This window comes from Vibrio agarilyticus, assembly GCF_012641465.1.
GTDB classification, from domain to species: Bacteria; Pseudomonadota; Gammaproteobacteria; order Enterobacterales; family Vibrionaceae; genus Vibrio; species Vibrio agarilyticus.
Genome location: NZ_JABAIK010000023.1, coordinates 13,553 through 40,203 on the forward strand (window position 1 = coordinate 13,553; position 26,651 = coordinate 40,203).

At 46.2% G+C, this 26,651-nt stretch carries 21 protein-coding genes and 3 tRNA genes; 9 read left to right on the forward strand and 15 right to left on the reverse strand.

Features of this window, described 5'->3' with window-relative positions; genetic code table 11:
- Positions 1 to 360: 360 nt before the first annotated feature.
- Positions 361 to 3,150 (forward strand): M16 family metallopeptidase, encoded by a 2,790-nt coding sequence (locus tag HGP28_RS16915; RefSeq protein ID WP_168837643.1) that lies wholly within the window; start codon positions 361 to 363, stop codon positions 3,148 to 3,150.
- A 26-nt stretch (positions 3,151 to 3,176) separates the two neighbouring features.
- On the opposite strand, the gene modF is transcribed toward HGP28_RS16915, so the two are convergent.
- From modF to HGP28_RS16945, 6 genes are all read right to left on the reverse strand, one after another.
- Positions 3,177 to 4,625 (reverse strand): molybdate ABC transporter ATP-binding protein ModF, encoded by a 1,449-nt coding sequence (modF, locus tag HGP28_RS16920; RefSeq protein WP_168837644.1) that lies wholly within the window; start codon positions 4,623 to 4,625, stop codon positions 3,177 to 3,179.
- A gap of 296 nt (positions 4,626 to 4,921) precedes the next feature.
- Positions 4,922 to 4,997 (reverse strand) — tRNA-Asn (locus HGP28_RS16925).
- Positions 4,998 to 5,210: 213 nt separating this feature from the next.
- Positions 5,211 to 5,286: transfer RNA gene (locus HGP28_RS16930), tRNA-Phe, on the reverse strand.
- A gap of 31 nt (positions 5,287 to 5,317) precedes the next feature.
- Positions 5,318 to 5,408: transfer RNA gene (locus HGP28_RS16935), tRNA-Ser, on the reverse strand.
- Positions 5,409 to 5,519: 111 nt separating this feature from the next.
- Positions 5,520 to 6,155 (reverse strand): lipase family protein, encoded by a 636-nt coding sequence (locus HGP28_RS16940; RefSeq protein ID WP_168837645.1) that lies wholly within the window; start codon positions 6,153 to 6,155, stop codon positions 5,520 to 5,522.
- A 36-nt stretch (positions 6,156 to 6,191) separates the two neighbouring features.
- A complete protein-coding gene (locus tag HGP28_RS16945) occupies positions 6,192 to 6,902 on the reverse strand; it encodes an HD domain-containing protein (RefSeq protein ID WP_168837646.1) in 711 nt (236 codons plus the stop codon).
- 265 nt (positions 6,903 to 7,167) lie between these two features.
- Between HGP28_RS16945 and HGP28_RS16950 the strand changes: the two genes are divergently transcribed.
- On the forward strand, positions 7,168 to 8,736 hold the full coding sequence (locus tag HGP28_RS16950) for a polysaccharide lyase family 7 protein (protein ID WP_168837647.1): 1,569 nt from the start codon (positions 7,168 to 7,170) through the stop codon (positions 8,734 to 8,736).
- Between the two features lie 86 nt (positions 8,737 to 8,822).
- On the opposite strand, the gene HGP28_RS16955 is transcribed toward HGP28_RS16950, so the two are convergent.
- Positions 8,823 to 11,663, reverse strand: a complete 2,841-nt coding sequence (locus HGP28_RS16955) for an FAD-binding and (Fe-S)-binding domain-containing protein (RefSeq protein ID WP_246225772.1) — start codon at positions 11,661 to 11,663, stop codon at positions 8,823 to 8,825.
- An 813-nt stretch (positions 11,664 to 12,476) separates the two neighbouring features.
- Here HGP28_RS16955 and HGP28_RS16960 point away from each other — a divergent pair.
- Positions 12,477 to 14,837 carry a Lon protease family protein gene (locus tag HGP28_RS16960; protein ID WP_168837649.1) on the forward strand — a complete coding sequence of 787 codons (2,361 nt, stop codon included), beginning with the start codon at positions 12,477 to 12,479 and terminating at the stop codon, positions 14,835 to 14,837.
- A 180-nt stretch (positions 14,838 to 15,017) separates the two neighbouring features.
- On the opposite strand, the gene HGP28_RS16965 is transcribed toward HGP28_RS16960, so the two are convergent.
- Positions 15,018 to 16,295, reverse strand: coding sequence for a cytosine deaminase (locus HGP28_RS16965; protein ID WP_168837650.1), 1,278 nt, complete (start codon positions 16,293 to 16,295; stop codon positions 15,018 to 15,020).
- A gap of 9 nt (positions 16,296 to 16,304) precedes the next feature.
- Positions 16,305 to 17,543, reverse strand: coding sequence for a cytosine permease (gene codB / locus HGP28_RS16970; RefSeq protein WP_168837651.1), 1,239 nt, complete (start codon positions 17,541 to 17,543; stop codon positions 16,305 to 16,307).
- 393 nt (positions 17,544 to 17,936) lie between these two features.
- On the opposite strand from codB, the gene HGP28_RS16975 reads away from it, so the two are divergent.
- Positions 17,937 to 18,554, forward strand: a complete 618-nt coding sequence (locus HGP28_RS16975; protein WP_168837677.1) for a fumarylacetoacetate hydrolase family protein — start codon at positions 17,937 to 17,939, stop codon at positions 18,552 to 18,554.
- Between the two features lie 249 nt (positions 18,555 to 18,803).
- On the opposite strand, the gene HGP28_RS16980 is transcribed toward HGP28_RS16975, so the two are convergent.
- Both HGP28_RS16980 and HGP28_RS16985 read right to left on the reverse strand, forming a co-directional pair.
- Positions 18,804 to 19,115 (reverse strand): AzlD domain-containing protein, encoded by a 312-nt coding sequence (locus HGP28_RS16980; RefSeq protein WP_168837652.1) that lies wholly within the window; start codon positions 19,113 to 19,115, stop codon positions 18,804 to 18,806.
- Entirely contained in the window at positions 19,112 to 19,807 is a 696-nt protein-coding gene (locus tag HGP28_RS16985) for an AzlC family ABC transporter permease (protein ID WP_168837653.1), read from the reverse strand. The genes HGP28_RS16980 and HGP28_RS16985 overlap by 4 nt, the downstream gene beginning before the upstream one ends.
- 275 nt (positions 19,808 to 20,082) lie before the next feature.
- Here HGP28_RS16985 and HGP28_RS16990 point away from each other — a divergent pair, with 275 nt between their 5' ends.
- Positions 20,083 to 20,718, forward strand: a complete 636-nt coding sequence (locus HGP28_RS16990) for a LysE family translocator (protein WP_168837654.1) — start codon at positions 20,083 to 20,085, stop codon at positions 20,716 to 20,718.
- 153 nt (positions 20,719 to 20,871) lie between these two features.
- Positions 20,872 to 21,528: a DUF3313 domain-containing protein gene (locus tag HGP28_RS16995; RefSeq protein WP_168837655.1), complete on the forward strand. Its 657-nt coding sequence runs from the start codon at positions 20,872 to 20,874 to the stop codon at positions 21,526 to 21,528.
- A 27-nt stretch (positions 21,529 to 21,555) separates the two neighbouring features.
- Here HGP28_RS16995 and HGP28_RS17000 read toward each other — a convergent pair whose 3' ends face one another.
- A complete protein-coding gene (locus HGP28_RS17000; protein ID WP_168837656.1) occupies positions 21,556 to 22,401 on the reverse strand; it encodes an arginase family protein in 846 nt (281 codons plus the stop codon).
- A 6-nt stretch (positions 22,402 to 22,407) separates the two neighbouring features.
- Entirely contained in the window at positions 22,408 to 23,142 is a 735-nt protein-coding gene (locus HGP28_RS17005) for an IclR family transcriptional regulator (RefSeq protein ID WP_168837657.1), read from the reverse strand.
- 423 nt (positions 23,143 to 23,565) lie between these two features.
- On the opposite strand from HGP28_RS17005, the gene HGP28_RS17010 reads away from it, so the two are divergent.
- A complete protein-coding gene (locus HGP28_RS17010; RefSeq protein WP_168837658.1) occupies positions 23,566 to 24,240 on the forward strand; it encodes a MaoC family dehydratase in 675 nt (224 codons plus the stop codon).
- A 144-nt stretch (positions 24,241 to 24,384) separates the two neighbouring features.
- Entirely contained in the window at positions 24,385 to 24,744 is a 360-nt protein-coding gene (locus tag HGP28_RS17015) for a DUF3024 domain-containing protein (RefSeq protein WP_168837659.1), read from the forward strand.
- Between the two features lie 40 nt (positions 24,745 to 24,784).
- On the opposite strand, the gene HGP28_RS17020 is transcribed toward HGP28_RS17015, so the two are convergent.
- The gene (locus tag HGP28_RS17020; RefSeq protein WP_168837660.1) at positions 24,785 to 24,958 is read right to left on the reverse strand and encodes an RNA helicase; all 174 of its coding nucleotides are present in this window, start codon (positions 24,956 to 24,958) and stop codon (positions 24,785 to 24,787) included.
- A 281-nt stretch (positions 24,959 to 25,239) separates the two neighbouring features.
- Between HGP28_RS17020 and HGP28_RS17025 the strand changes: the two genes are divergently transcribed.
- Positions 25,240 to 26,181, forward strand: coding sequence for a DUF6279 family lipoprotein (locus HGP28_RS17025; protein ID WP_168837661.1), 942 nt, complete (start codon positions 25,240 to 25,242; stop codon positions 26,179 to 26,181).
- Between the two features lie 22 nt (positions 26,182 to 26,203).
- On the opposite strand, the gene HGP28_RS17030 is transcribed toward HGP28_RS17025, so the two are convergent.
- Positions 26,204 to 26,650 (reverse strand): deaminase, encoded by a 447-nt coding sequence (locus tag HGP28_RS17030; protein ID WP_168837678.1) that lies wholly within the window; start codon positions 26,648 to 26,650, stop codon positions 26,204 to 26,206.
- Position 26,651: the final 1 nt, after the last annotated feature.

The window sequence follows — 26,651 nt, forward strand, 5'->3', positions numbered from 1 at the left end:
AGGTAAAAGCTATCAAGGCTATGGCTATGGTAGCGCGAGACAACACGAGAAGAAGATGCAAGCGTGTTTCAAGCGGACGTATGTCGCGTGTTATCGGTCGCAGTTAACGGGTGGGTGAATTTCGCATTAAGAAACCAAAGGTTAGACTTTTCGTCTTAGATAAAACGTGCCGTTGGGCACGGATGCTTATATTTGAAGTTGCAGCGGTGCACTCACAACCCTCCTCACATAGTTTATCTATGTTCACGAAGTGCTCAGGGGCTTTGCGCGCTTGTCGCCTACCTGCATCTTCAAGTTGTTTGGGGATACGTTTTAATAAATAGAAAACACCCAAGAAATAGACGTCAGTAAGGAAACCTAATGAAAGACATTCAACGCATAGCGATGTTGACTTTGATAATACTCATCACCGCTTGTCAATCGCCGCCTCCCAATGTACCCATTGAGAGGGACGCCAATTGGACCCAAGGGCAATTGACCAATGGCGTGACCTACGCAATTTACCCAACCAGTGATACAACGATATCACTGCGAATGCAGGTCAAGGCAGGCTCGCTGGATGAGCAAGATAATCAGCTTGGTTACGCGCATTTTGTTGAGCACATGGCATTTAATGGGTCGCGCCATTTTGATAAAAACCGAGTTGTGCAGCGTTTTGGTCAAGATGGTGTTGGCTTTGGGCCAGACTTAAATGCGTATACCAGTGGTTTTGTCACCGTCTATAAGCTTGACTTGCCTCACGATAATGCCCTTGATGATGGGTTGCTTTGGTTTCGAGATATTGGCGATGGGCTGACGTTCGACTCACGAGAAGTTGAAAAAGAAAAGGGCGTTATTATTAATGAGTATTTGTCGCATTATTCTAAGGATAAACCGATACCTCAACAGCTATATGATAACTATATTGCGGAAAGTCAATTAGCCAAGCGCCCACCGATTGGGACGTTAGATTCCATTAAAGCGGTCACGCCCGAAGGACTGCGCACGTTTTATCAGCAGCATTATCAGCCAGAACGAATTCATCTTGTAATAACGGGCGGTGTAAAGGCTCAAGATGTGCTCGACGAAATTGAACGTCGTTTTGGTGATTGGTCATCACAAAGCAATAGTAATGCATCGAATGAAAAGCCACTTGTTGAATCTGTGCGTGAGCTGACGGCGAAACCGCAAAGTAAAGTGTTAGTCGGTCGAGAAGCGCCCAGTTTGCACTGGGGGCGCAATCTTGGCGACATTACAGTGGTGAATACGGAACAGCAGCTTTCGCTGTGGCGTGATGAACTGATGATGGCGCTGATTCAAACCCGTCTTCAACGCGCGTTTAGTGATGCAGCGATTGCAACGCTATTTATATACAGTCATAACGTGCCGCTTGACTGGTATCGATTAGCCGAAATGGGGGTCTCTTTTCCCGCCGATCAGCAAAAGTTGGCCCATGATACCTTCATTCGAACATTGCGAGAGTTGAGAGATCATGGCATTTCGACGCAAGAGCTTGAGGATGCTCTATCGGTCTATCACGCTCGCTTGGATAATCTCAATAATGAATGGGAGCTACTCAAACCCAATGACTGGGCGGATAGGCAAGTTTGGGCACATCAACATGGGGAGGTGGTGCAATCACAAGCTCAGTTGCAAAGGCAGTTGCAACAGTTTATTCACCGCTCTTCGCGCTCTAAAATCAACCAAGCCATGAGCGCTTTTTTGAGCCCAGAACCGATTTGGACCATTGGACAACAAGACGCCGTGGAACCGAGTCAATCTCAGTACGATCTGGCGCAAATCAAAACTAAGATGGTGCAGCCTGCGAAAAAACCGCTCGCTCTTGCACCAACTTCAACTGATTTAACACCGCCAGCGGAGAATGGCGCGATTGTGTCGATGCGTCAACACAACGCCAAAACCAGTGTGTGGCAGTTATCGAATGGGATTGAAGTGTGGTTTGAGCGTGATAAAGAGATTGGCAGTCGCGCCGTGGTCTATTATGGCTCGCAAGGCGGTTTTGCCACGCTACCGAGGCGACTCATCGCACCCGCGAGTGTATTTGTTGATGCAAAGATTCGATCAGGTCTAGGAACAATGGACAGCGTCGCCGCCAAGCGTTATTTCAATAAACGCGATATGTCGGCCTTTATTGCTATTCAAGACACTGGTGTGGGGGTGCAACTGACATTGCCAAAGCACCATTTAAGCAGCGCATTGCACACGCTGAACAACATTGTCGCAGAGCCGAATGTTGAACTCAATTCGCTTTTAGCTGCCAATCAGGCAACGCGTGAACGATGGACGCAATGGCTCGAAAGCCCAGAAGGGGAGTTGGCAAAAGAGGTCAATGAGCAGCTGTTTTCTAGCGAAAGCCGAAAACGATTTGTCAGCCCTTATCAACTTTCAGGCGTGACACTTGATGACATTGCGCAAGTGCATCAACACGTATTTGGTACGTTGCAAAACAGCAAAGTGGTGATCATTGCTGATCTGGAACCAGAGCAGATTGCGCCATTATTACGCCAGTATGTGGCTTCAATTCCGTTAGCAGAATCAGTTCCGATTGATTATCAGCTCGATTACACGCCTTTTACCCAAGCAATAGTGCGTTTGCCTTTTGGTGAAGCAGATAAAGCGACCGTGTCAAAAGCGATAGTAAGCCCACTGACAAACACGCGTAGCCGTCAAGATTTATTGGTGATTGATATTTTGCAAGCAAGCTGGAATCATCTTTTGACTAAGCAGTTACGTGAAGCTCAGGGCTTGAGTTATTCACCACAAGCGTATTGGGTCAGCTCGGATCATGACACTATCGATATGTGGGGCATTGAGGTGCAAACTCAAGCGAGTGATGTGGATAAGGTGAATCAAGCGCTTTCACAGGTGCAGTTGCAAATGGCGAATGGATTGAGTGACGCTCAATTTACCGCTGCCAAAGCGGAGGTGAAAGTGATGCTAGATAAAGTCGCGAATGACTACGTGGAACGCGGTTATGCTTATACACGTTTTCTTGTGCAGCAATATACAACCAATCCGAGTGAAGAATTTGCGACTGCACTGGAAAGCATCACCTTAGAAGATGTCAATCAGGCCGCCAAGCGAATGTTTGGTGAGCAGAGTCACCAAACGGTATATCAGTTGGTTCCAACTGTGACAGCACAAAATTAATCTGTTAGTTCTCAAAGATATTAGGGTCAACAGACCCTAGCTTGATAACATTGATGTTGATGATCAAATGTGAATTCAAGGTAATTTTGAACGCTGTCTAAGCCATCTTCTTGATAGTGAGAAACGTAAAGAAGCTGGCTTAGATTTTCGCTTGCGATAAGCTCAAGAGTATTTTTGACCAATTGGCGTCCAAGATAATCAAGTCCCTGATACGGCTCGTCTAAAATCAGCAGTTCAGGCTGTTTTACGAGAGCTCTCGCGATAAGTAGCAGCCGCTGTTGACCATATTCAAGTGTTTTAAATGGCGTTTTTTCGTTGTGCGTCATATGAAGCAGAGTCAGCCACTCCTTGGCAGTATCGATCTGTTTTTTACTCGGTTGGGTGTACAAACCAATCGAGTCATAAAAACCGGATAAAATCACTTCAATCGCGCTGCAATTTACTCGATATTGAAGATGCAGCGCAGAAGAGACCATACCAATGTGCTGCTTTATCTCCCATATGGTTTCACCACTACCACGTTTTTTACCAAAAATCTGAATATCATTGCTGTAGCATTGTGGATGATCGCCAAATATGAGGCCCAGTAGCGTGCTTTTACCGCAGCCATTAGGCCCTTTAATTTGCCAATGTTGACCTTGATTAATACGCCAATTTAAATTCGTAAAGATGGTTTTCTCTGTGTAGGCGACTTTGCCATTTTTGATCTCGAAAATCGGGTCATCAAATAATGAAGTATGTTGATGGCGGCGGATCAGAGCAATCATCTCGGCGCTTTGAGCCTGAGATTGCGATTTGAGCTGTGCAATAATTGGGTGACAATCCCAACGCGCTTTATTCATGGTGCTTTCAAGTTTCCCTTCAACAAAGAGGGCAATTTGGGTGACCCAGCAGGGAATGTCTGACTCGCGGGAAAAGGTCATCATTAGCGTGATAGATGGAGCGAGCGTTTCAAGATAGCGGGCTAAATTGGCGCGGTGCGCGATATCGAGCCCCGCAAAAACATTATCAAGCAGCAGTAGCTCGGGCTTTGTTGCTAAAGCACGCGCTAACATGACTCGCCGCGTTTCGCCTGTCGAAAGCTGACGAAATCCACTTTGCGCTAGGTGAGTAAGGTCAAGATCATTCAGCAGAGTTTGAGTTAAATCCGGGTCTTGGCAAATCTCAAAAACCAATTGATAAACGCAAGTGCCAGTGTCTATTCGGTCAAGAAAATCACTGTTATCTTTTTCAAGTTCCGATTCCAGTAAGCGCTGCTGCTCGGCTAGCGAGACTTGCGCTATTTTACATGCACCCTCTGTGATCTTTCCTGATTCAGGCTCAAGCTCGCCGCAGAGAAGATCACCGAGAATGGCACCAATATCGCCATCGGCGCAAAAAAGGCCCCAAGATTGACCCGGTTCTATGTGCCACTCTTTAATGCCGAGTGTGACGTTTTTTGAGGTCGCCGTAATGTCGTGAAATTGAATAGCCATGTTCTCATCCGTGAATCTTATTTATGCCGATTATCGGCAAAGGTGTGGCAAAAAGACACCGATTTTACGGTGAATAGAGGCGGATGATATACCCAAACAACGTGAAGATGCAGGTAGGCGACCAGCGAACAAAGCTTCTGAGCACCTCGTGAACACCTCGTGAACATAGATAAACTATGTGATGAGGTTTGTGAGTGCCCGTCCCTTCATTTTTTAAAGGAAAGCGCTGCAACTTCAAGTAGGGCAGGTATAGGCAGATATGAAAAAAGCCATGTCTTGCGACATGGCTTTAAAAGTGGCTCCTCCTGCTGGGCTCGAACCAGCGACCTGCGGATTAACAGTCCGTCGCTCTACCAACTGAGCTAAGGAGGAACAAATATGGTGCCTCGAGGCGGAATAACGGGCCCGCCCAGGGCACTGACTGGAGGCTAACACACAACACACTTTGTGTTTATGCGGTACTGCGACACCAGTATATAAAATGGTGCCTCGAGGCGGAATAACGGGCCCGCCTAGGGCACTGACTGGAGGCTAACACACAACATACTTTGGATTTATGTGGTACTGCGACACCAGTATATAAAATGGTGCCTCGAGGCGGAATCGAACCACCGACACGAGGATTTTCAATCCTCTGCTCTACCGACTGAGCTATCGAGGCAAACTGCTCGGCGTGCCAAACAGTGCAAAAGTGGCGGAGAGATAGGGATTTGAACCCTAGGTGCGCTATTAACGCACGCCGGTTTTCAAGACCGGTGCTTTCAACCACTCAGCCATCTCTCCGTGTGCGGCGAATATTACGGACAAGCGGATCACTTGTAAAGTGCAAAACGTTTGATTGCTGATAAATGCGTCATCTTTGCGTTTGGTTGCGCTAAAAAAAAGCAAGTTGGCCTAATTTGCGCCACGATTGACCACGTTAAAATGGTCATGCTGCAAAAAATAACCGATTTGCTGCGCGACTTCATCACTGGCAAGCAGACTATTATGTGTGTTTTTGGTCAGCAAATGATCCGTCATCCCTTCAATTTTGGTTTCTTCTACCGATACCGTACCATCGGAAGGCTGCGAAGAGGAGGAGGTGAACAGGGGAAGAAACCCGATCGGCAGCGTTCCTGCGATTGAGCCCAATTTTTGGGGGAGATTCCAATGCGCTTCTTGGGGTGTTAACCCATGTTCAATTGCGTTTCCTAAGATCATACCCAGGCCCCAATTTACAATAGGCGTTGTGATAGCCGCCCCTTGAAATGGACTGCCAAGCGCGATGGCATGAGATATTTTTTCGATGCTTGGTTGGCGGGCTTGCAAATAATGCTTGAGCATCAATCCTCCTAGGCTGTGCCCAAGCAGTGCCGCACTTTCACCATGAGGAAGGGCGGCATCGATTTCATCAAAAAGCGTTTCATCATCAATCGAGACCGTATTGTAGCTGATGACATGGGTGGCAAAGCCAAGCTTTTCCAGTTTGTGAGCCAGAGGCTGCATCACAATGCCATGCATATACAACCCGTGCAAAATGATGATCTTCATGCGCTTCTCTTTTTCATCTGACTGATTTCAGTGTGGTTAATTCAGTTTACCTATTTCTTGTTGTAATTGTTGCAAAAAAGCGTGCATAAATTGAACACGCTGCTGCGCCGCTGCTTTACCCGAGGCGGTGGTCATTGTGGAAGCTATCGGAAAGAGCTTTACTGAAAAGTGATCCAGCATATAGGCCTTGTCATCCAAGTCTCGCGTTGCGGCGAATGGATCTGTTGAGTGATAGAGCGCCGCATTGAAGTGACTACTAACGTTTATGCATCGCGCAATCCCAATTGCGCCAAGGGCATCGAGTCTATCCGCGTCTTGAACGACTTTTGCTTCAAGGGTTTGTGGTGGAATTTGAGCACTGAAACTGTGCGCCTCGATTGCATGAGCGATGGCGGAGTGATAACGGCTCGGATAGCCCATCTCTTCAAGCAGCACCTGTGATTTTTGCGCTGCGAGTATTGAGCTTTTGGCGCGGTCGGGATGGTTTTTCGGCAGGGTGACGCAGTCGTGTAAGAACGCTGCAGGGATCACCACGGCTAAATCAGCCCCTTCTAAATGAGCCAACTCGCGCGCCGTTTCCACTACGCGGCGGATATGAGTGATGTCGTGGGCATTATCAGCAGCAGTCGGTATATCGTTGGATGACGCTGCTGAGCGTGGGTCATTTGATTTGTATAATGCCTCGGCCAGTGCAAGGAAACGCGGTTCGAAATGCTGCAATAGTTCGGCGGAAGTTGAATCGTTCATAAGGCGGTCTATTGGAAAGTCAGTACAACGATCTTACGGATTTCTCGGCTATTTTATCAATACAAATGTGATCCAGCTAAAGTATGAGAAACTCAGAAAGTGGCGCGAGTCTCATTTATCAAATTGAGCGCTTATTTGTATTATAAAATTATGTAATAGTCAGTTCCACGACAAGCATTTGAAGGCTTTATGCCCGATAATGGCTGTTTTTAAACTCTGTTTTCGTTTTTATATGCTGAATTTGTATTACAATAATGGACTTAGTATGAAACAAACTATTCTAAAGAGCTTGATTGCCTCTTCCGTACTCCTTGCGGTTGGTTGCGCGAGCACGAGCACACCAACTGCTGATTTTCCTAATAACAAAGAAACGGGTGAACCGATTTTAACGCCAGTCGCACTCACTGCGAGTAGCCATGATGGTAATGGTCCGGATCGCCTGTTTGACCAGGATATTTTAACGCGTTGGTCTTCTGCCGGTGACGGCGAGTGGGCTATGTTGGATTATGGCTCAGTGCAAGAGTTTGATGCAGTTCAAGCGTCATTCAGCAAAGGCAACGAGCGTCAGTCTAAATTTGATATTCAAGTGAGTGTCGATGGTAAAACTTGGACCACCGTACTTGAGAACCAAATCAGCTCTGGTAAAGCGATTGGTCTTGAGCGCTTCCAGTTCGCGCCAGCAGTAAAAGCGCGTTACGTGAAATACGTGGGCCATGGTAATACCAAAAATGGCTGGAACAGTGTGACAGAACTTGCTGCCGTAAACTGTGGTATTAATGCATGCCCTGCGAACCACATCATCACCTCTGACGTCGTAGCCGCAGAAGCGACATTGATTGCTGAAATCAAAGCGGCAGAAAAAGCGCGTAAAGCGGCGCGTAAAGAGCTTCGTTCTGGCAACTTTGGTGTTGCTGCAGTTTACCCATGTGAAACCTCGGTGAAATGTGACACGCGCAGTGCATTGCCAAAACCAACAAACCTACCCGCTAAACCACTTGCGGGTAAGGCTCCAAGTGAAAACTTCGATTTGACTCATTGGTATCTGTCTCAACCTTTCGATCATGATAAAAATGGTAAGCCAGATGATGTTTCTGAATGGAACTTGGCTAGCGGCTATCAACATCCTGATATTTTCTATACCGCAGACGATGGTGGCTTAGTGTTTAAGTCGTTTGTAAAAGGCGTTCGTACATCAAAGAACACCAAATACGCGCGCACAGAGTTCCGTGAGATGATGCGTCGAGGCGACCATTCGATTAGCACCAAAGGTGTTAACAAAAACAACTGGGTATTCTCAAGTGCGCCGGAAGCGGATCTTAAAGCCGCTGGTGGTATCGATGGCGTTTTGGAAGCAACGTTGAAGGTCGATCATGCGACCACTACGGGTAACGCGAATGAAGTGGGCCGCTTTATCATCGGTCAGATCCACGACCAAAACGATGAGCCGATTCGCTTGTATTTCCGTAAGTTGCCAAACCAGCCTACTGGCGCAGTTTACTTTGCTCACGAGAGCCAAGACGCTGCGAAAGAAGATTTTTATCCACTAGTGGGTGATTTGACTGCTGAAGTGGGTAACGATGGTATTGCACTTGGTGAAGTATTTAGCTATCGCATCGAAGTAAAAGGCAACACGATGACGGTAACGCTAATGCGTGAAGGCAAAGAAGACGCGGTACAAGTGGTTGATATGAGCCAAAGTGGCTACGATGTTGGCGGTAAGTACATGTACTTCAAAGCGGGTGTATATAACCAAAACATCAGCGGTGATCTTGATGACTACTCGCAAGTGACGTTCTACAAATTGGACGTCTCTCACGACAAATACCAAGGTTAATTCTTAGGTGTAACAGTGCGACCTCCTGCTCTTTGAGTAGGAGGTCTTTTTTTTAGATTCATCACTGTCTTAATTTTGCGTTGACCTTAAATTGCCCTTGAGACGTTATCGACCAAGTAGAGGATGGATTGATAACTGATGCCGCTGTGATGCGATAGACCAATTTCACAAGTGCGGCTGTTGCTATACCCTTGAGAGCAATTTTCTGGGACTTGGGATTTTAACCCGCTAAGCGCGGCTTGATTGAGCTCTGGTGTGGTGAAACCCTTATCGCCAGCCCAGCCACAGCAATGAATATTGTCCGGAATAATTACCTCGCGCGCGCAACGCTTTGCGAGATCAATGAGGGACGCGCTACGACCCATGCGTTGTGAGCTGCAGGTGATATGGAGCATCACAGGTTCATTTTGCGGCGTGATGTTTAAATGTTGAATGACACAGTCAATGACAAATTGGCTGGGCTCATAAAGGCGCATTGAGCGGGAAAACGAAGCTAACGCGCGCTGAATGCATGGGCTGGTGTCAAATAAAATGGGAATGTTACCTTGGTCGCTCGCCTTCCATAACGCCGTTTCAAGTTGCGCGAGTTTCGTGTCTGCGATATCGCTCATTCCTTTACTCTCAAATGGCATTCCGCAGCAAAGCTGTTCACATTGATGTGGAATAATCACATCAAAGTGGGCCTTTTTTAGAAGTGACAATGTCACCTCAGTTAATGAGCGCCGATCCGTATCTTGAGAGGCCGCGCCCATCACTCGACTTGAACAAGAGGGCACATAGACGACTTTTCGATCCTCATTGTCTAATGTGGTGAAAGAGTTAAGAACGTGACGATTGGGGTTAGGGTATTGCGCAAGCCACGTCGGTGTGGTGTTTTGGGTCAGTTTTCGTATTCCGGTGATGAGTGTTTTAACCCGTTTCTCGCCGAGCGTTTTAGTCACAGCTTGGTTGCTTCTTAACCCTATTTTGGCCAATTTTGTCACGGTGGCAAAATGATCGGCACTCCAGCGAGCAATAGAGCGATAGCTGGCGTATTTCTTTTGCCGCAATTGTTTAATTAAGTCGCCAGTGTTAATACCTACAGGACAGCGTTCAGCGCATAACCCAGTAGCCGCGCAAGTATCAATACCCTGATAATCAAATGCTTTTTTTAGGAAATGCGACGTTTGCTCGGTCTGTTTTAAATAACTTAACTCGCGATAGAGCACAATGCGCTGCCTCGGTGAAAGCGAGAGCGTACGAGACGGGCAGACTGGCTCACAAAAACCACATTCGATACAGCGATCAACCAATGGATCGGCTTTTGGCATAGGTTTTAAATGCTTCAGATGCGCTTTGGGATCTTGGTTGATAATGACGCCGGGATTGAGCAGATTTTGCGGATCAAATAGCGTTTTAACCGCTTGCATAATTTGATAAGCGTCATGACCCCACTCGAGTTCAACAAATGGTGCCATATTGCGGCCGGTGCCATGCTCGGCCTTTAGCGAGCCTTGATACTTAACCGCAACCAGCTCAGTGACCTCTTGCATAAATTCAGCATACCTTTGAATTTCATTTTTATTTTCAAAGCCTTGAGTGAAAACGAAATGCAGATTGCCAGCCAGTGCATGACCAAAAATGATCGCTTCATGATAATGATGTTTTTCGAAAAGTTGCTGTAAATCACGAACACCTGCGGCGAGAGCGGCCAGTGGAAAGGCAATATCTTCAATGATAACGGTTGTTCCCGATTGACGCACTGCGCCAACGGCGGGAAACATGCCCTTACGAATTCCCCAGAGTCGACCGATGGTTTGGGGATCCTTGGTAAACGCGACTTGATGTGCAATGTGAAAGGCAGCCAGTGAATCCATCACAGATTTACATTGTAAATTGAGCTGCGTTTGGTCATTTGCTTGAGTTTCAATAAGCAACCCAGCGGCTTCTAGTGAGAGTGTGGGCATGAAGCTAGGCATGCCGGACTCATGGGCGACGGATTTTAGCGCTCGACCATCCATAAGTTCCACGGCGGCAACTGGGGTTTTACTGAGCATGGTAACGGCGTTACATGCGGATTCTATGTTATCAAAAATCAGCAGTGCTGCCGCTTTATGCGCTGGATCTTCAACCGTGCGGTAGCTGATCTGGGCAATAAAGCCCAAAGTTCCTTCAGAGCCAATCATCAGATGTTTAAAAATCTCGATAGGGTCGTCAAAATCGATAAAGGCGTTCAGCGCATAACCTGTGGTGTTTTTAAGTCGATATTTGTGAGCGATTTTTTGTTTCAGATTCGGCGTCGATAAAATGGTTTCTCTAAGCGCGCTAAGACCTGCTAACAAAGTGTGATGGCTAGAACGAAAGGCGGCAAGACTCTCTTCGCTGGCCGTATTCACAAGTGTCCCGTCGTGTAGCACCACGGTGAGGTTGGTGAGGGTATGGTAAGAGTTTTGCGCTGTGCCGCAGCACATGCCGCTCGCGTTATTGGCTGCAATACCACCAATTTTACAGGTGTTTATTGACGCAGGATCGGGCCCAATTTTCCGTTGAAAGGGCATCAATAAGCGGTTTGCGTCTGCGCCAATCACCCCAGGTTGCAAAGTGATGAGCTTACCGTCATCGAAGACGTTGGCCTCTCGCCATTGGTCACTTAAGGTGATGAGTATTGAGTCTGACACCGCTTGCCCTGAAAGGCTCGTACCAGCTGCGCGAAAGGTATAGGGTAATTGATATTGAGCTGCGAGTCGTACCACGAGTTGAACTTGACTGATGGTGTCTAAGCGCAGTACGACTTGAGGAATTTGGCGATAGAAACTGGCATCGGTACCGTAAGCAAGGCGATTGGGAGCATCAATAATGATTTGTGATGGCTTTAACGCTTGGCTAAGTTGCTCAGTAAATGCTTGATATTGAGGTGAAAGGGTCAGTTCTGATGGGGTTAAATGCAGTCCCTTGGCGCTAGGTTGCAACGGTTCATTGTCGTCGGTGGTGGTGCTGTTGAGTGTGCTCACAATACGCTCCTTGCTCATCTTCACGACCTCAATGGAATCGAGGGTTTGTTGCTATGATGTGAATTTTTACAAGAAAGTGCGTATCTGTCTGCGATCAAGCGCAGACTCAAGGTGGATTTCTGGGGTTACAGCGCATATATCAACGAAAGTCTATACCCGTCCTACTTGACGTTGCAGCGCTTTCCTTTAAAAAAATGAAGGGATGGGCACTCACAAACGTCAAAAAAGAAAAATGCCGCGTTAGACGCGGCATTTATACCAGTAAACGCATAAGGAACAGAAAAATGCGTCTATTTCTTCGGCGGCCAAACCGAAAGGCGCACAGCGCCATTTCTGGAGTTGTGAGATCAATTTAACCTAATCAATTCGATTAAAATGAATCGTCATTAGGTTGAGTCTAGCTCACAAGTATGAAAGTAAAATGAAAAGCAAAAATTTTATCGCAACTCACAGCTTTCATTCGTCAATCTACACATTTGCGACGCATTTCACCACTCTTTTTTCATTTATTGAGCGAATTAGTAAAATTGTGTGAGATTGAGCATTCATTTGAATATCTTTTGTTCAAAGAAACATCGTTAATACGGCTGTCTCCGTGCGATATTTGTATTCGCTAACGCTTCACTATTGATGAGATGAGGGATTCAAATATTGTTGGATCAATGCTGGTTAAGTCACTAAAAAATCAATTATTTTCGTCTATGCTGATTAAAAATAAAGACAAACGTTGAATTGGGTGAGGAGAACCGTATGGCGATAGAGAGATTAGAAGCTGGTTGTTTGTATGCACCAGCGGAGTTGGAGAAGCTGCCGTGCAAATCCACCAAAGAACTCCCGCCGATTGATGAAATTGTCGGTCAAACTCGCGCGCAAAAAGCGGTTGAGTTTGCGATGTCAATTAAAGAGAAGGGATACAATATTTATGCGGTTGGCCAGAATGGACTGGGTAAACGCACTATGGTGCTGCGCTATTTGAATCGTCATCAACATGATGAAAATGCGATTTTTGATTGGTGCTATGTCGCGAACTTTGATGACATTCGCACCCCTCGTGTTTTACAGCTGCCTTTTGGCATTGGTACTCAGTTCAAAGCCGATGTCGAGCGTGTGATCATGAAGTTGGTGAACGCCATTCCGCTCGCATTTGATAATGAACTCTACTTTTCGCGCGCCGATCGACTCAAAAATCAACTGGCGACAAAGCAGGCCATTGAGCTTGAGCGCATCACCAAAGAAGCGCAACAAAAAGGGATCAGCCTGACTATCACCAATCAGGGTGATTACCAGTTTGTCGCGATGAATGGTGAGGAACTGCATACAGAAGAGTCTTTTGATGCGCTGAGCAAGCGTGAACAAGAAGAGTTTGGCACTCGAATTGATGAACTCGAAGTTGAGCTTCGCACTATGGTGCGCCAATTAACGGAGTGGGAAGATGGTTACAGCGAGAAAATCAAGAAACTGAATGAAGATGTGACTCGTGACGTCATTGGTCATTTTATTCAAAACTTGAAAAAAGAGTACGCCGACTACGCGGAAGTAAAAGGGTACTTGACGGATTTACAAAAAGACATCATCGAAAACTCAGATATTTTTCTTGAAGAGAGTGGTGAGCAAGGCGAAATTGCATCGGCATCTTTAGATAAAAAGCTGCCACGTCGCTATAAAGTTAATTTGATTGTTAGCCATAAACAGCAGCAACTACCGATTGTGGTGGAAGAAAACCCCAATTACCACCGGCTCTTTGGTTCGATTGAAACCGCCACATTTAAAGGCACAGTGTTTACCGATTTTTCGCTGATTCGTGCCGGTAGTTTGCACAAAGCAAATGGTGGCGTTTTACTGATGGACGCGCAAAAAGTGCTTGAGCAGCCGTATGTGTGGGACGGACTCAAACGGGCGTTACGCGCGCGTCAGTTGAGTTTTACCTCGTTGGAAAAAGAGGTGACGCTTACGGGCGCTGTTTCACTAGATCCAGAGCCGATCCCTTTAGATATCAAGATCATTTTATTTGGTGACTATCGCACCTATCAACTATTGCAGCATTACGATCCTGAATTTGGTGAGCTGTTCCGCGTGACGGCAGATTTTGAAGATGAGATGCGGCGCACGCCAGATTCTGAACTGCATTATGCGCGCTTTATTTCAAGCGTGGTTCACGACAATAATTTACTGCATTGTGATAAAAAAGCCATCGCGCGGATCATAGAACACAGCTCTAGAGTGTCTGGTGATCAAAGCAAGTTATCGCTTCATTCAGCTCAGATAGCCAACTTGTTGCGCGAGTCTAACTATGTGGCGAAACAGGCCAACGCCAATATGATCCGTACTGGGCATGTGGAAGAGGCACTGCGCAATCAAGAACTTCGAGTGAGTCGTCTTAAAGACAGCGTGATGGAAACCTTCATTAACGGAACGACGCTAATTCATACTCATGGTGAAGCGGTCGGTCAGGTGAATGCGCTTTCCGTGCTCAGTACCAGCGATTACATGTTTGGCGCGCCAAATCGTATTACAGCGACCACCTGTTATGGTGATGGCGAAGTGATTGATATCGAGCGCAGTGTTGATCTTGGTGGCAGCATTCACTCTAAAGGTGTGATGATTTTGTCCGCGTATCTATCGTCGGTATTTGGCCGTAACGCAAGAGTGCCACTGACTACCACCATTACATTTGAGCAATCGTATGGTGGGGTCGATGGTGATAGTGCGAGCATGGCAGAGTTTTGTGCCGTGGTCTCTGCGTTTGCAAAACAGCCTAATAGGCAAGATATAGCGATTACCGGATCAATGAACCAATTTGGTGAAGCTCAGCCTATTGGTGGCGTGAATGAGAAAATTGAAGGCTTTTTTGACGTTTGTGGCATTAAAGGCAGGGCGCCAACACAAGGGGTGATTATTCCGCGCTCCAACGTGCATAATTTGATGTTACGCAGCGATGTCGTCAAAGCGGTGGAAAAAGGTGAGTTTCACATTTGGGCGATTGACCATGTGACCGAAGCAATTGAGCTATTTACGGGCAAACCTGCCGGAGAGGCCAGTCTTGAAGGGTCGTATCCGATTGATACAGTGTTTGGCCTAGCACAAGCAAAACTCAATGCGCTGAGAAAGTGATTCTTATACTCTTCCCGCTTGAAGTTGTTTGGGTATAGTAAAAAGCCTCGACACAGGTTCGAGGCTTTTATTTCCGTTTCACTTGATGCTGCAGATGCTCTGGCGGCCTCAGGTGATTGCCGCTCTTTACTGCACTCCACGTGTTTGGGTAGATGCCATTTATCGCGATAAGTAACCTTATTAGCGCTTAAATGTCACCGTTTCTTCACTGTCTAGGTGAATCGTGGTTTGCGCGGGAATTGTTTGTGCAATCACATTACCGTGACGGACAGAATAACGCACTGGCACTTGGCGACGTACCGCATCAAAGCCATTTTCGGCTGGCAGAATCAAAAGGCTACCAGGTTTACCGACATCAATACCGTGGCGCTCTTGTATGTTTAATGTGCGAGCCGAGTTGCGGCTGATTAAATCAAGCCCTTGATTGATTTGCTCATAACCCATCACTTGGCAAACATGCAGACCCATATGCAGAACTTGCAACATGTTCGCTGTTCCAAGCGGATACCAAGGGTCAAAGACATCATCATGACCAAAGCAGACATTAATGTTTGAAGCCAGCATCTCTTTAACGCGCGTGACACCTCGGCGTTTCGGGTAATCATCAAAACGACCTTGCAGGTGAATATTAACCAGAGGGTTAGCCACGAAATTAATCCCAGACATGCGCAGCAGGCGGAACAAACGTGATGCGTAAGCACCATTATAGGAGCCCATTGCCGTCGTGTGGCTAGCCGTGACTCGCTCACCCATATTGAACTTGTGCGCTAATGCGGCAACGGTTTCAACAAAGCGCGATTGTTCATCGTCAATTTCATCACAGTGAACATCGATTAATCGGTCGTATTTCTGCGCGAGCTCAAACACATAGTGTAATGACTCTACGCCGTATTCCCGGGTGAACTCAAAGTGTGGAATGGCACCAATGACATCAGCGCCAAGCTTCACCGCTTGTTCAAGAAGTTCTTTGCCATTTGGGTAAGACAAAATGCCTTCTTGTGGAAATGCTACGATTTGGATGTCGACCCACTGTTTCATCTCTTCACGCACTTCAATCATCGCTTTGAGCGCGATAAGCGTAGGATCAGAAACGTCCACATGGGTGCGCACATGTTGCACACCATTGGCAATCTGCCATTTCAGTGTTTGCTTGGCGCGTTTTTTAACATCGTCAATAGACAGTAGCGCTTTACGCTCTGCCCAGCGCTCAATACCTTCAAACAGCGTGCCAGAAATATTCCAATTGGGCTCACCTGCGGTTTGCGTGGTATCGAGATGAATGTGCGGCTCACAAAATGGCGCAACCGCCATACCACCTTCACCATCGAGCACTGGACCAGAAAAATCCAGCGCCTCATCGATGTTTGCAATTTGAGTAAATTGACCATCTTCAATCAAAATTTGCTTGAGGCCAGTTTCGCCTTGAAGCGTCACATTTTTGACTAGTAATCTTGTCATGATGGTTCCTTACGCTGCCTGTTTCGCTAGCGTCTTTTTGTGTTGAATAGTGTTCATAATTGCATAACTTAATGCGCCGCCAAGTACCGCGTTCACGGGCACCACACCAGGAATGAAGTGGCCTGCAGCAACACCGATTGCGACGGCGATAATGCCAGCCCAATTGATGTTTTGAAACTCTATCTCAGCAAAATTTTTGTAACGCGCGCGATTGAGCAAGAAATCGGCAATGATCACGCCACCAATCGGAGGAATGGCAAGCGATAAGAAGGTCAGCCAGCCAACAAAATTATTATAAAGCCATAAAGCGCATAGGGTGCCAACCACGCCGTTCGCCATCGAAATGTACTTACTTGGCAAGCCAGTAATGTTGGCAAAGCCCAATCCTGATGCGTAAAGTGCATTGTCGTTGGTGGTCCAAATGTTGAGGCCCAAAACGATAATGGCAGGAATCAACAGACCTTGGGCAATCATCACTTCAGAGATATCCGATTGTCCCGTCACGGCCGCTCCTGCAGCGCCAAAAATGAACATTAATGAGTTGCCGATAAAAAATGCCACCATAGTGACCAGCACTGCGCTACTTGGCTTTTTGCCAAATCGAACGAAGTCCGCTGTTAGTGTGCCAGCACTAATAAACGAGCCTACGACCATCGCCAGTGCAACCGAAAAATCAAGTGGTTCAGCTGGTGTGACCGATTGCAGCTGGGCAATGCCGCCGACGCTTTCTACCGCTTGATTGACGGAATAGCCGCCAAGGATCGCAATCGCGGGTACGGCGATAGCGGAAAGAATCATCAAGGCCGAGATACCAAAGTAAACCGTAGCGGTCATCAACAAGCCTGACGTGACGATAAGCAGGTTGGTATCAATACCGGTTGCCTTGTGAACTGGAATGGCAAACATGGCAACGCCTACACCAAACCAACCGACTTGTGTGCCGCCAAGCAGAGCAGAAGGTAGCCAAGAGCCTTTAGAACCAAAGGAGAAACGAGCGAGAAGGTGAGTGGAGAGGCCAGTAGAAGCGCCAATATAACCGAGAAAAGAAGTGTAAATACCGAGGATAAGATTACCAATGAGAACGGCAAGGAAGAAGTCATCGAATGAGAGGCCTGTGCCCAATGACCCTCCCGTCCACATACTGGCAGAAAAAAAGGTCAATCCTAGCATCACCATAGTGAGCGAGGTGACCCCCTTTCGTGCATTTGTTGGAACAGGTCCCAAACTGTAGTTGTTATCGGTTGCCATAAAAACCTCAGTAGTCGTTAAAATTCCACGTCCGAACTGCGGACAAACGGCGCGTATTATGTTGATAATTAGCGTCAAGTCAAACGTTTTTATAACTTATGTACAAATAAATAAAGCCAATTGAATTTTTATCAAATAAAAACATGAGGTTAAATTTTTTATTTGTCCATATAAGTGAATCAGTTAAACGTTTTCTACACGAGATAAAGAATTCAAGATCCCTAGCTTGGCGACGATAAACTCATTTATTCGTGTCGAAACAATTTAACGGTGGCGTTTTTCTCAATTGTTTGGGTGTAGATTTTAGATCGTATCGGCACTTTGTTGATCCTTTGATTGAAAAACAATCGGTTATCGGGTAGATCAAATTGAGTAACAAGGAAGAGGTCGATGATGAAGTCAATCTATTGTGGTGAAGAGCGGTTCTCACCCAGTAAATTAGTGTGTGTTGGGCGCAACTATCTTGCCCATATCGAAGAGTTGGGAAATGCGATACCGACGGAAATGGTGCTGTTTAATAAGCCGAACAGTGCTATTACTCAAACACTTTTTGCGATGCACAACGAACAGCGGTTGCACTACGAAGTCGAGATTGCATTTTTGATTAAAAACAGCGCGTTATTTGGCGTTGGCTTAGCGTTAGATCTGACAAAGCGTGAATTGCAATCGCACCTAAAATCGCAAGGGTTACCTTGGGAGCGAGCCAAAGCGTTTGATGGCTCCGCACTATTGAGCCGCTTCATCCCCTTAGAGGCACTTACATTAGAATCACTACAAGTGGAGCTTTTCATTAACTGTGTCAGAGTGCAGTGCGGTGATGTAACACAGATGATCTATTCGCCACACACCATTTTGCATGAAGTGCAATGCTATACCCATTTGATTGATGGTGACGTTTTGTTAACCGGAACGCCCAAAGGCGTTGGTGAAGTGCAAGTTGGGGATGTTTTTTTAGCGCGACTTAAAAGTGGTGATAAGACTCTGATTGAAACCGAGTGGCTCGCTCAGTGAGTGCCATGAGTTAAGCAAAAGTAGCGGGCTGGCGCTCACCAGCCCCATTTCATCTATGTTCATTTCAGCGGCTTTGTTCGTTTGCCCACCTTGCAACAACCGTAAGTTGTTTGAATATATATACCTGTCCCACTTGAAGTTGCAGCGTTGTTGACTGGCGCTCGCAAACCTCATCACACAGCTCATCTATGCTCAGAGGCTTTACTCTCTTGTCGCCTATCTGCATCTTCAAGTTGTTTGGGTATATCTTCATTTTGGCATATGTAAAAGCAAAAACACCGCTAAGCTTGCGAGTGTGGTTAGCAGTACGTTTTTACGCCAATAAGCAATCCCAATGGCAAAACATCCCGCAACAAGATAATCATTGTGCCATGTTAGCGCCAGCGCCCCTTCCGGTAAAAAGACAATAGGAGCGGTGATGGCAGTCAGCACTGCTGGGCTAGAGTAGGCGAGAAAACGCTGCGTACGTTCGCCAAGGCGAATAGGAACGCGTGGATCCATTAGCAGATAACGGCTGATAAAAATGACAAGGGCGCACAGCAAAATGGTTATAGTGGTCATTTGGTCACCCCAACAAAACGTTCTGTTGTATAACCTGCCGCCATCGCGATGAGACTGGAAAACATTAATGCGCCCTCAATTTGCCATAGTGAAAACGCGACAGAAGTGATTAACGCTACAATGGCGCACACAATCACCGCTAGAGAGCGAATATGAGGGACGACGATACCGATAAACATGGCAGCAACTGCAAATTCCAGCCCCCATTTATCTAAATCGGGAAGGTAACTCCCCGCGACAATGCCAGTCGTTGTTGCGATATTCCAAATTAGATAAAAGCTGAATCCGGCGCCAAAAGCATACCAAGGTTGGAATTGCTTTGGCGATTGATGCCCAATGATGGCAAAGAGCTCGTCAGTCAAAAGGAACCCGAGAATAACGCGCCAGCGTGTGGGCAAGTCAACAACTTTTGCGCGTACAGCGACGCTGTATAAAAGATGGCGTGAGGTGACAAAAAATATGGTCATTAAGATGGTCATTAAGTTCGCGCCGGCAAAAATCATCCCCATCAGCGCGAGCTGTCCAGCACCAGCAAACATCACCACTGACATGAGTTGCCCTTCAACAGGATGAAGACCCACTTCAATCGCATAAGATCCTGCGAGAAAACCCCAGGGTAAAATCGCAATATTGAGTGGTAACATGGCGATCACGCCATCAAACAGCAAGCGCATGCGCGATTTGCTACTCATAATTTGACAATTCCTTTGTTGAGCCATTGCGTCCATAGCATGCACACTACTTTACGTGTATCTCCCTAATAATCAAACAATTAAATTGGAAATAAATAACTCGAAAGTGACGATGTTGTGTTGTTATACGATTGAATTTGTTACATGGCCTTTATGATTGAAGTTTTTTGTTGTTTTTATCCATTCAATAGCGATTATTAATCGTCATTGTGCTGGAAGGTGATGCCTTTGCGATATAAAATTCGCCACCTTTTGCATGAAATTTTGTGGTTATCATGATTGATTTGGCTGTTCTTCCCATGTATCTCACGGCGATGCTGGCGCTTTTTTTGGTGCCGGGTCCCGATATGTTACTCATCACCAGTACTAGTATGAATTACGGTAAACGAGTTGGGTTTTGTGCCAGTTTGGGAACGGCAACGTCAGGGATCATATTGACTGTGTTGGCTGCGATTGGCGTGTCTGCGGTAATTGCGATGAATCCAATGGCATTACAGGTGATGCATTTGGTTGGCGGCGCCTATCTACTTAAAATGGGCTGGGATAGCTTACGCTGTGAGGCGTCTGATGTTCCAGCGCTACTACAAGCACGGAGCTTGGCGCGCACGTATTACCGCCGAGCGCTGTTTAATAACCTCCTTAATCCTAAAGTTTTAGTCTTTTTCGTCATGTTTTTGCCTCAATTTGTCTCGCCTAAAATTAGTGCGAGTACTGGTGAGCAGATGATGGCGCTGGGTATGCTGCTAAATGTAGCGGGCTTTTTCTATAATTTATTGCTTGTGATTATGGCTGGCACATTGGGCAAAAAACTGCTGGAAAATAGTGAGTTTCGTCGGTACCAGCACAAAGTGATGGGCGGCGTATTTATCTTACTGGCATGCTGGATGCTGAGTCATCTTTTCTTAGGTTAGTTTTTATACATAGTTAATTTATGGTACGCTATTCCAATTAATTGAATGGAAGGCAAAACAGTGGCGTACCTCTTTTCTCGACAAAAATCTTCATTTCAATCCGATCGCAACGGCGCGTTGCCGTTTTGGCGCGGGGTCCTGACATGTTTATGCATGGTCATTTTCGTTGGCTGCTCGAGTGCACCGCGTTTTGCAGCGACTCAATTTACCCAATACAGTGATTTTTGGCCTGGTCCACGCGATGGGGTTGACCACGTTTGGGCGCGTGTTGGCTTACGCGAGCCTGAGCGTTTAGCAAACAAATTGGCAAAGTACGACACGGTGATCATCGAGCCGATTATCGTGGTGAAAGCGGAAAAGAGCGCAAGTGAGGAGCTTGATGCTGATGAAATTGCCGCTTTGATCCAATTTACAGAGCAGCAACTTCACAATAAAGTCGCTCAATACAAATCCGTCGTGAAGGCACCTACCGGCCGAACTTTGCGCTTGCAAGTGGCTTTGAGTAACGTAGAAACCCCCAATCCGATTTTGGCGGTCACGTCGAGTGTGTTGCCGTTTGGTCTTGGCATTTCAGCTATCTCAAAACTGGCGACAGGAGAGCATACCAATGTGGGAGCTGCGAGCATTGAGTTACTAGTGAGTGACGCGCAGACCGATGCTCCCTTGTTTGCCGTGATTGATAGACAAGCAGGCAATAAAGATTTTTCAACGATGATTGATTCGTTAGATGATGCCAAAGACGCGATTCGCTGGTGGTTTGAGCGGCTTGGAAGAACGTTGGACGGCGTCATGTATACCCAAGCAACGTGAAGGTGCTTGGGTATAACGTTACAAAATTTAACTGGCTTGTGGCGTCGGTAGCGCAAGACGCAAATGCAGTTCGTCGATAATAGCGCGACACGCTTTTGAATAAATCAGGTCATCATTGTTGCCGACCAGTTGGACCAAGGCCACTTTACCACTGTCAATACATTGGCTGAGTGTCGCGAGTGCTAAATTTAAATCGAGCTTGGGTTCAATATTCACTGAATGCGAGGGCACCAGAGAAGCTAAGTCTAACGTGACAATGATACGCTCACTGTGTTCGAGAATGTGGGCGATATGTTGTTTTACTCGGCTTTTATGTAACAGTTGAAACTCAGAGTCGGTGAGCCAATGGCAATCAAGATCTTCAGCGTAGTCACGCATTACTGAACTTATCCTTGGCTCTTGTAAGCCACAGAAAAATGCTCGAGCCTTAGAGTATCTCGAAAGGGCAAAGTGATAGGCTGAACCAACTTTGACTTCAAGAGTCGCCTCAAGAGGCATTCTATGACCAATGTGGATTAACCCTGCCTCTAGCTCGATGTTTGACATAAGGCTCGGCAGAAGCGAGAGCATGGTTTCGCTGCTATTGGTCAGCATGACCACCAGTGCTTGATCTGCGGCATGTTTTTGCACTGCGTTTATTAGCGCCCCATTTTGTACGGCATCATGCGCAAAATGGCCAATATACGATGAACGCATATGGGGGTGACGCAAGAGCCATTCATTGGCGTTTTCGAGGCTTTGATCTGCTTTGTCGTATTCGTAACGACCCATGGAGTGAAGCTGCTGTGACGCGATAATAAAGCAGTAGGGAGCTGTTCGCGCAGACGCAGACTTAAACAGTTTTTTACGATAATGACCAATAAAACCAAACATAATGCGCTACCTTTCCGGTGGTAAAGCACGCGCCGCTTGCAGCACGTGCAAAATGATCCTTTGTTTATCTGACTCAACGCGATGCGCCGGTGCCATCACCGATACTGCGCCAATGAGTTTGCTCCCCTTCATGACAGGAGCACTGATCCCAGAGACGCCAGGGTCGATTTCTGATGTACTCACGGCATAGCCATTGCGACGAATGGTTTCGAGCTCTTCTTGCCATTTATCCAAGCGCGCAGCTTCGCCAAAGTGGCGCAAAATTTTCTCACAGCGTGCTGCTGGCATAAAAGCCAACATGACTTTTGATGATGCGCCCCGCAGTAGTGGCTGACTTTGACCTTGAACATAGCTGCATCGTAGTGCTTGCATACTTTCTTTTTGACGAACGCAAAGTGCGCGATAGCCCACAGGCACCATGTACGCAGCAAGCTCTCCCGTCTGTTGAGAAAGACGCGCAAGAATGCTTTCGACCATTTCTAAGCTGTGCTGCTTGGTGTCATAGCTGCGCATTAATAAAAGTGCAGCGGGGCCAACAACGAAGGTTTTCTCGTTCGCACTCTCTTCGATAAGGTTCCATTCTTTGAGTAATTTTAGGTGACGATACAGGCTACTCAATGGCACTGAGAGCTGTTCACTCAATGTCTTAGCCGACACTGGATGGTCATTTACTGCGACTTGCATTAACAGCTGCAGCGTCTTTTCGTTAACGGGGTTAGCACTGGTTTTTGCGCTACTCATACTCAGGTCGCTCACACAAATTTAATCACACCAATATAATTCTTGGCTATGAAGAATAGAAACTGGTTTCAGAAGGGCGTTTATCATCTAGTGAGAAATGTGCCATGTATTGATGTGACTGAAAAAGAGCAGAGTAAACATTTTAACGCATGATCACATTTTTGGAGCAAACAGTCCGGCTTAAGCGGATAAATTTGGGCATGAAACTTGAATTAACTTTTTCGAAAATGGTCAAGTGGCAAAGTAGACTAGCTCAATCGCTGAAGATTAATAAAATGGTGTTTTATTTCTAACATGTTGAAAATAAAGATTATTTATCTTTGAGAATACAAGTGTTCGCCCGAAAGTATTTGCAACAGAATGTGAACTCATTCAAAATTGTCGTGAGTTTTTCCGTTACCAGCCCATGTTCGTAAGGTTTTTATGAAAGTCACCAATCTCTTGAAAGATAAAGTTGAGTCGCGTTTGTCGCAACACGCAGAGTCGATCAGTTGGATGTCACCAACCTTGCGTGAGTATTGGCACGAATTTTTAGAAAAAGCCCAAAATAGTGGCTTGTTCTCAAAGATTCGCGATCATCATCAGCCTGCAGTAAATGAAGAGGTGGAAGCGCCCGTCATTGAACTAAAACCAGAAGCGCAAGTTCTGTTTGATGAGCTGAATGCGCAACTGGGTGAAGTGATCCACACCGGTGATTGGATCTTAGTCGATCAAGAGCGGATCAATCAATTTGGCGCGGTCACTGAAGACATGCAATGGATTCACACCGATCCTGAACGTGCTGCGCAAGAGTCACCGTTTAAAACGACAATTGCTCACGGTTTTTTGACGTTGGCTTTGTTGCCACGCTTGACCGATTCTGTTGACCCTGAGAACAGCTTGTTTCCCACGGCAAAATTGGTTGTGAATATTGGCTTAAATCAGGTTCGCTTTCCTTATCCTGTGAAAGCTGGTAATAATCTACGCGCTGTTAGCCGATTGACTAAAGTAACGCCAATTAAGAAAGGCATTGAAGTTGAACGCGAAATTAAAGTTGAGATTGAAGGAGTGCGTCGCCCGGCGGCGGTTGTGACTTCGGTGATTCAATTGCACTTTTAACTATACCATTTCATGAGATCCACTAAGAGCGCAATGGCGCTCTTTTTTGTTTTTGTCTGCTGTTCTCTGAATCCTGCATCTTGAAGTCACTTGGGTATATACTTATCAGCAAGATCAATACGCTCTAGTGAAAGGGGCCAATCTATGTCAGTGACTCAAATCGCCATCGGTCGATTACTCAGAGACGCAGACGCACTTTGTCATAGGCGCAATATGAATACAGCGGTTGAACTGGGAAAGTGCGATTTTGAGCCAATTGATCATGGGGTTGAGTTTTATAAAGCCCATTACTTGTTGGACTCACAACACAGTGAATACAGCGAGTCTGTTGCACGAGTTATTTACCATCCAAGCGATCATTTATGGTGGCTTTATATTCCGGGTAAGGTTGCAACAGGCAGTGACGAACCAATGTGGTATGCCTATCCTTACTTACCCAATAGTGCTGAACTGTCGTGTTTACTTGAGGAAATTGAGCGAGATCCAAGAGCCTATTTTTGGTGAGTGCGACAAATGCATGGTTAGCGCTAACAACGTGATTGATTTAGCTATCCGGACGAATAGAAAAAAGATCGCAATTGAATTTACCCGCCTGAAGATAAGCTTCATGCGCAGCCTGCTTTGATGGGGCAAACACCGTCATTGTCTGCATTTCGCCATTTTCAAAGTAACGAATTTCATACGCACAACTGTGTTCAAATTGAACGGCTGTAGACATGGACTTTCCTCATAAAGCAATAGCTCCTTTATCATTAAAGATGAAGGGCGATTTGGATACAGACTGACCTTTAACGTGTGTGCGGCAAAGATTGTCCGATCTCGAATAATAGGTATAAATCAAGCAAAAATTATACCAAATAATGAGATGTGATGCGGAAAAATATTGTCAAATTTCTGTCGGATTTCCTCTAACTCAGATTTAATCGGCTAAATTGTCTTCAATACCTAAACAATTTGAGAACAGGTAGTGGCAAGCGAATGAAACTCCATGAGCACTTCATGAACATAGATAAATTGGGGCGAATGAGTGCAGCCAATTTATCTGCCGTTGCAAATAGGATCGGCATGTGGCAATACTCACGTGTGCGAGGAGGACCTCCTATATTGAAGGCTCGAATCGTCACCGCACTTATGTCACTATTGTTGCTGAGTGGATGTGCTACACAGTTTGTGTACAACAACATCGATTGGCTTGGCGTTGACTACATTGAAGATTACGTGTCGCTCAGCGCCGAACAAGAGTCACAGTTACAGCGGCAATTGCAAAACATGCAGCAGTGGCATCGTCGCAGTGAGTTGCCTCAATATTATGCCCATCTTTCAGAACTTAGAGCGGTTCAACCTGAAGCGATCAATGATCTCTATTTGATTCAGCAACAACGCAAATTCGAGCAGCATTGGTGGCGTTTGGTGCAATATGCCGCGCCCACCGTAAGTGACTTGACCATTTCGTTAACCGATGAACAGAAGCTTGAGTTACTCAAAAATATTGCTGTGGCTCATAAAGAGAAAGATGATGAATATATTGATAAAAGTGAAGACGAAATTCGTCAAAGCTATTATGAGAAGCTGCAAGAGCGTACGGAGGAGTGGGTCGGTACGTTGACATCAACGCAAAAAAGCCAGCTTAAAGCGTGGGCAAATGAGATGTTAGTGACGAACGAGTTTTGGTCGGCTTATCGTCAAGCTTATTTACGCTATTTAGCCGCGATGTTAGCCGAACCCGACCCGAGCTTAAAACAGGCGCAAATCGACCAGCTGCTTTACAATGCCGATGCGTTATATTCAACTGAATTGCGACAAGCTCTTGATTATAATCGTCAACTTTTCATCAATAATCTTACGTTGTTCGCAACCAGTATGACGCAAAAACAGTGGGCCTATTATCGTAAGCAAGTAACGGAATGGATGGAGTTAGCGCAGGAGCTTCAATCACCGTGACGGTGCTCCTGCACACGCAATTCTAAGTATTTAATTCACTTAATGGTAGCCAGCAAATTTCAACTCCCGCTTGTTGAAACATATCTTGGCTAATCGAGATTTTTTCACCCCAACGCGAAAGAAAATCCGCGCTTTGCTCAGGGCAATGGACACGCGCGATGCCAGTTTGAATGATTTTTGCCGCGCAGTTAGGGCAGGGAAAATGAGTGACCCAAATGTCACAACCATCAAGATCTCGTTTGGAAAACAGAATGGCATTTTCTTCAGCGTGTAACGTCTTAAGGTACTTCAATTCGCGATCATCGGTTTCGGCGCTATCATCCACCCCATGTGGGTAACCATTAAAGCCGACTGATACGATGCGATTGTGTTTGGTGATGACAGCACCCACTTGCGTTGATGGATCTTTACTCCAAGAAGCGACCAGTTCCGCCATCTGATAAAAGCGTTTGGCCCATTTACTATTCACT

Coding starts and splice junctions, on each gene's coding strand:
- HGP28_RS16975 (WP_168837677.1), top strand. CDS start 17,937: ATGAAGTCAATCTATTGTGGTGAAGAGCGGTTCTCACCCAGTAAATTA.
- HGP28_RS16950 (WP_168837647.1), top strand. CDS start 7,168: ATGAAACAAACTATTCTAAAGAGCTTGATTGCCTCTTCCGTACTCCTT.
- HGP28_RS17005 (WP_168837657.1), bottom strand. CDS start 23,142: ATGAGTAGCGCAAAAACCAGTGCTAACCCCGTTAACGAAAAGACGCTG.
- HGP28_RS17025 (WP_168837661.1), top strand. CDS start 25,240: ATGAACATAGATAAATTGGGGCGAATGAGTGCAGCCAATTTATCTGCC.
- HGP28_RS17015 (WP_168837659.1), top strand. CDS start 24,385: ATGTCAGTGACTCAAATCGCCATCGGTCGATTACTCAGAGACGCAGAC.
- HGP28_RS16965 (WP_168837650.1), bottom strand. CDS start 16,295: ATGACAAGATTACTAGTCAAAAATGTGACGCTTCAAGGCGAAACTGGC.
- HGP28_RS16980 (WP_168837652.1), bottom strand. CDS start 19,115: ATGACCACTATAACCATTTTGCTGTGCGCCCTTGTCATTTTTATCAGC.
- HGP28_RS16960 (WP_168837649.1), top strand. CDS start 12,477: ATGGCGATAGAGAGATTAGAAGCTGGTTGTTTGTATGCACCAGCGGAG.
- HGP28_RS16990 (WP_168837654.1), top strand. CDS start 20,083: ATGATTGATTTGGCTGTTCTTCCCATGTATCTCACGGCGATGCTGGCG.
- HGP28_RS16915 (WP_168837643.1), top strand. CDS start 361: ATGAAAGACATTCAACGCATAGCGATGTTGACTTTGATAATACTCATC.
- HGP28_RS17000 (WP_168837656.1), bottom strand. CDS start 22,401: ATGTTTGGTTTTATTGGTCATTATCGTAAAAAACTGTTTAAGTCTGCG.
- codB (WP_168837651.1), bottom strand. CDS start 17,543: ATGGCAACCGATAACAACTACAGTTTGGGACCTGTTCCAACAAATGCA.
- HGP28_RS17010 (WP_168837658.1), top strand. CDS start 23,566: ATGAAAGTCACCAATCTCTTGAAAGATAAAGTTGAGTCGCGTTTGTCG.
- HGP28_RS16995 (WP_168837655.1), top strand. CDS start 20,872: ATGGTCATTTTCGTTGGCTGCTCGAGTGCACCGCGTTTTGCAGCGACT.
- HGP28_RS16940 (WP_168837645.1), bottom strand. CDS start 6,155: ATGAAGATCATCATTTTGCACGGGTTGTATATGCATGGCATTGTGATG.
- HGP28_RS17020 (WP_168837660.1), bottom strand. CDS start 24,958: ATGTCTACAGCCGTTCAATTTGAACACAGTTGTGCGTATGAAATTCGT.
- HGP28_RS16945 (WP_168837646.1), bottom strand. CDS start 6,902: ATGAACGATTCAACTTCCGCCGAACTATTGCAGCATTTCGAACCGCGT.
- HGP28_RS16985 (WP_168837653.1), bottom strand. CDS start 19,807: ATGAGTAGCAAATCGCGCATGCGCTTGCTGTTTGATGGCGTGATCGCC.
- modF (WP_168837644.1), bottom strand. CDS start 4,625: ATGGCTATTCAATTTCACGACATTACGGCGACCTCAAAAAACGTCACA.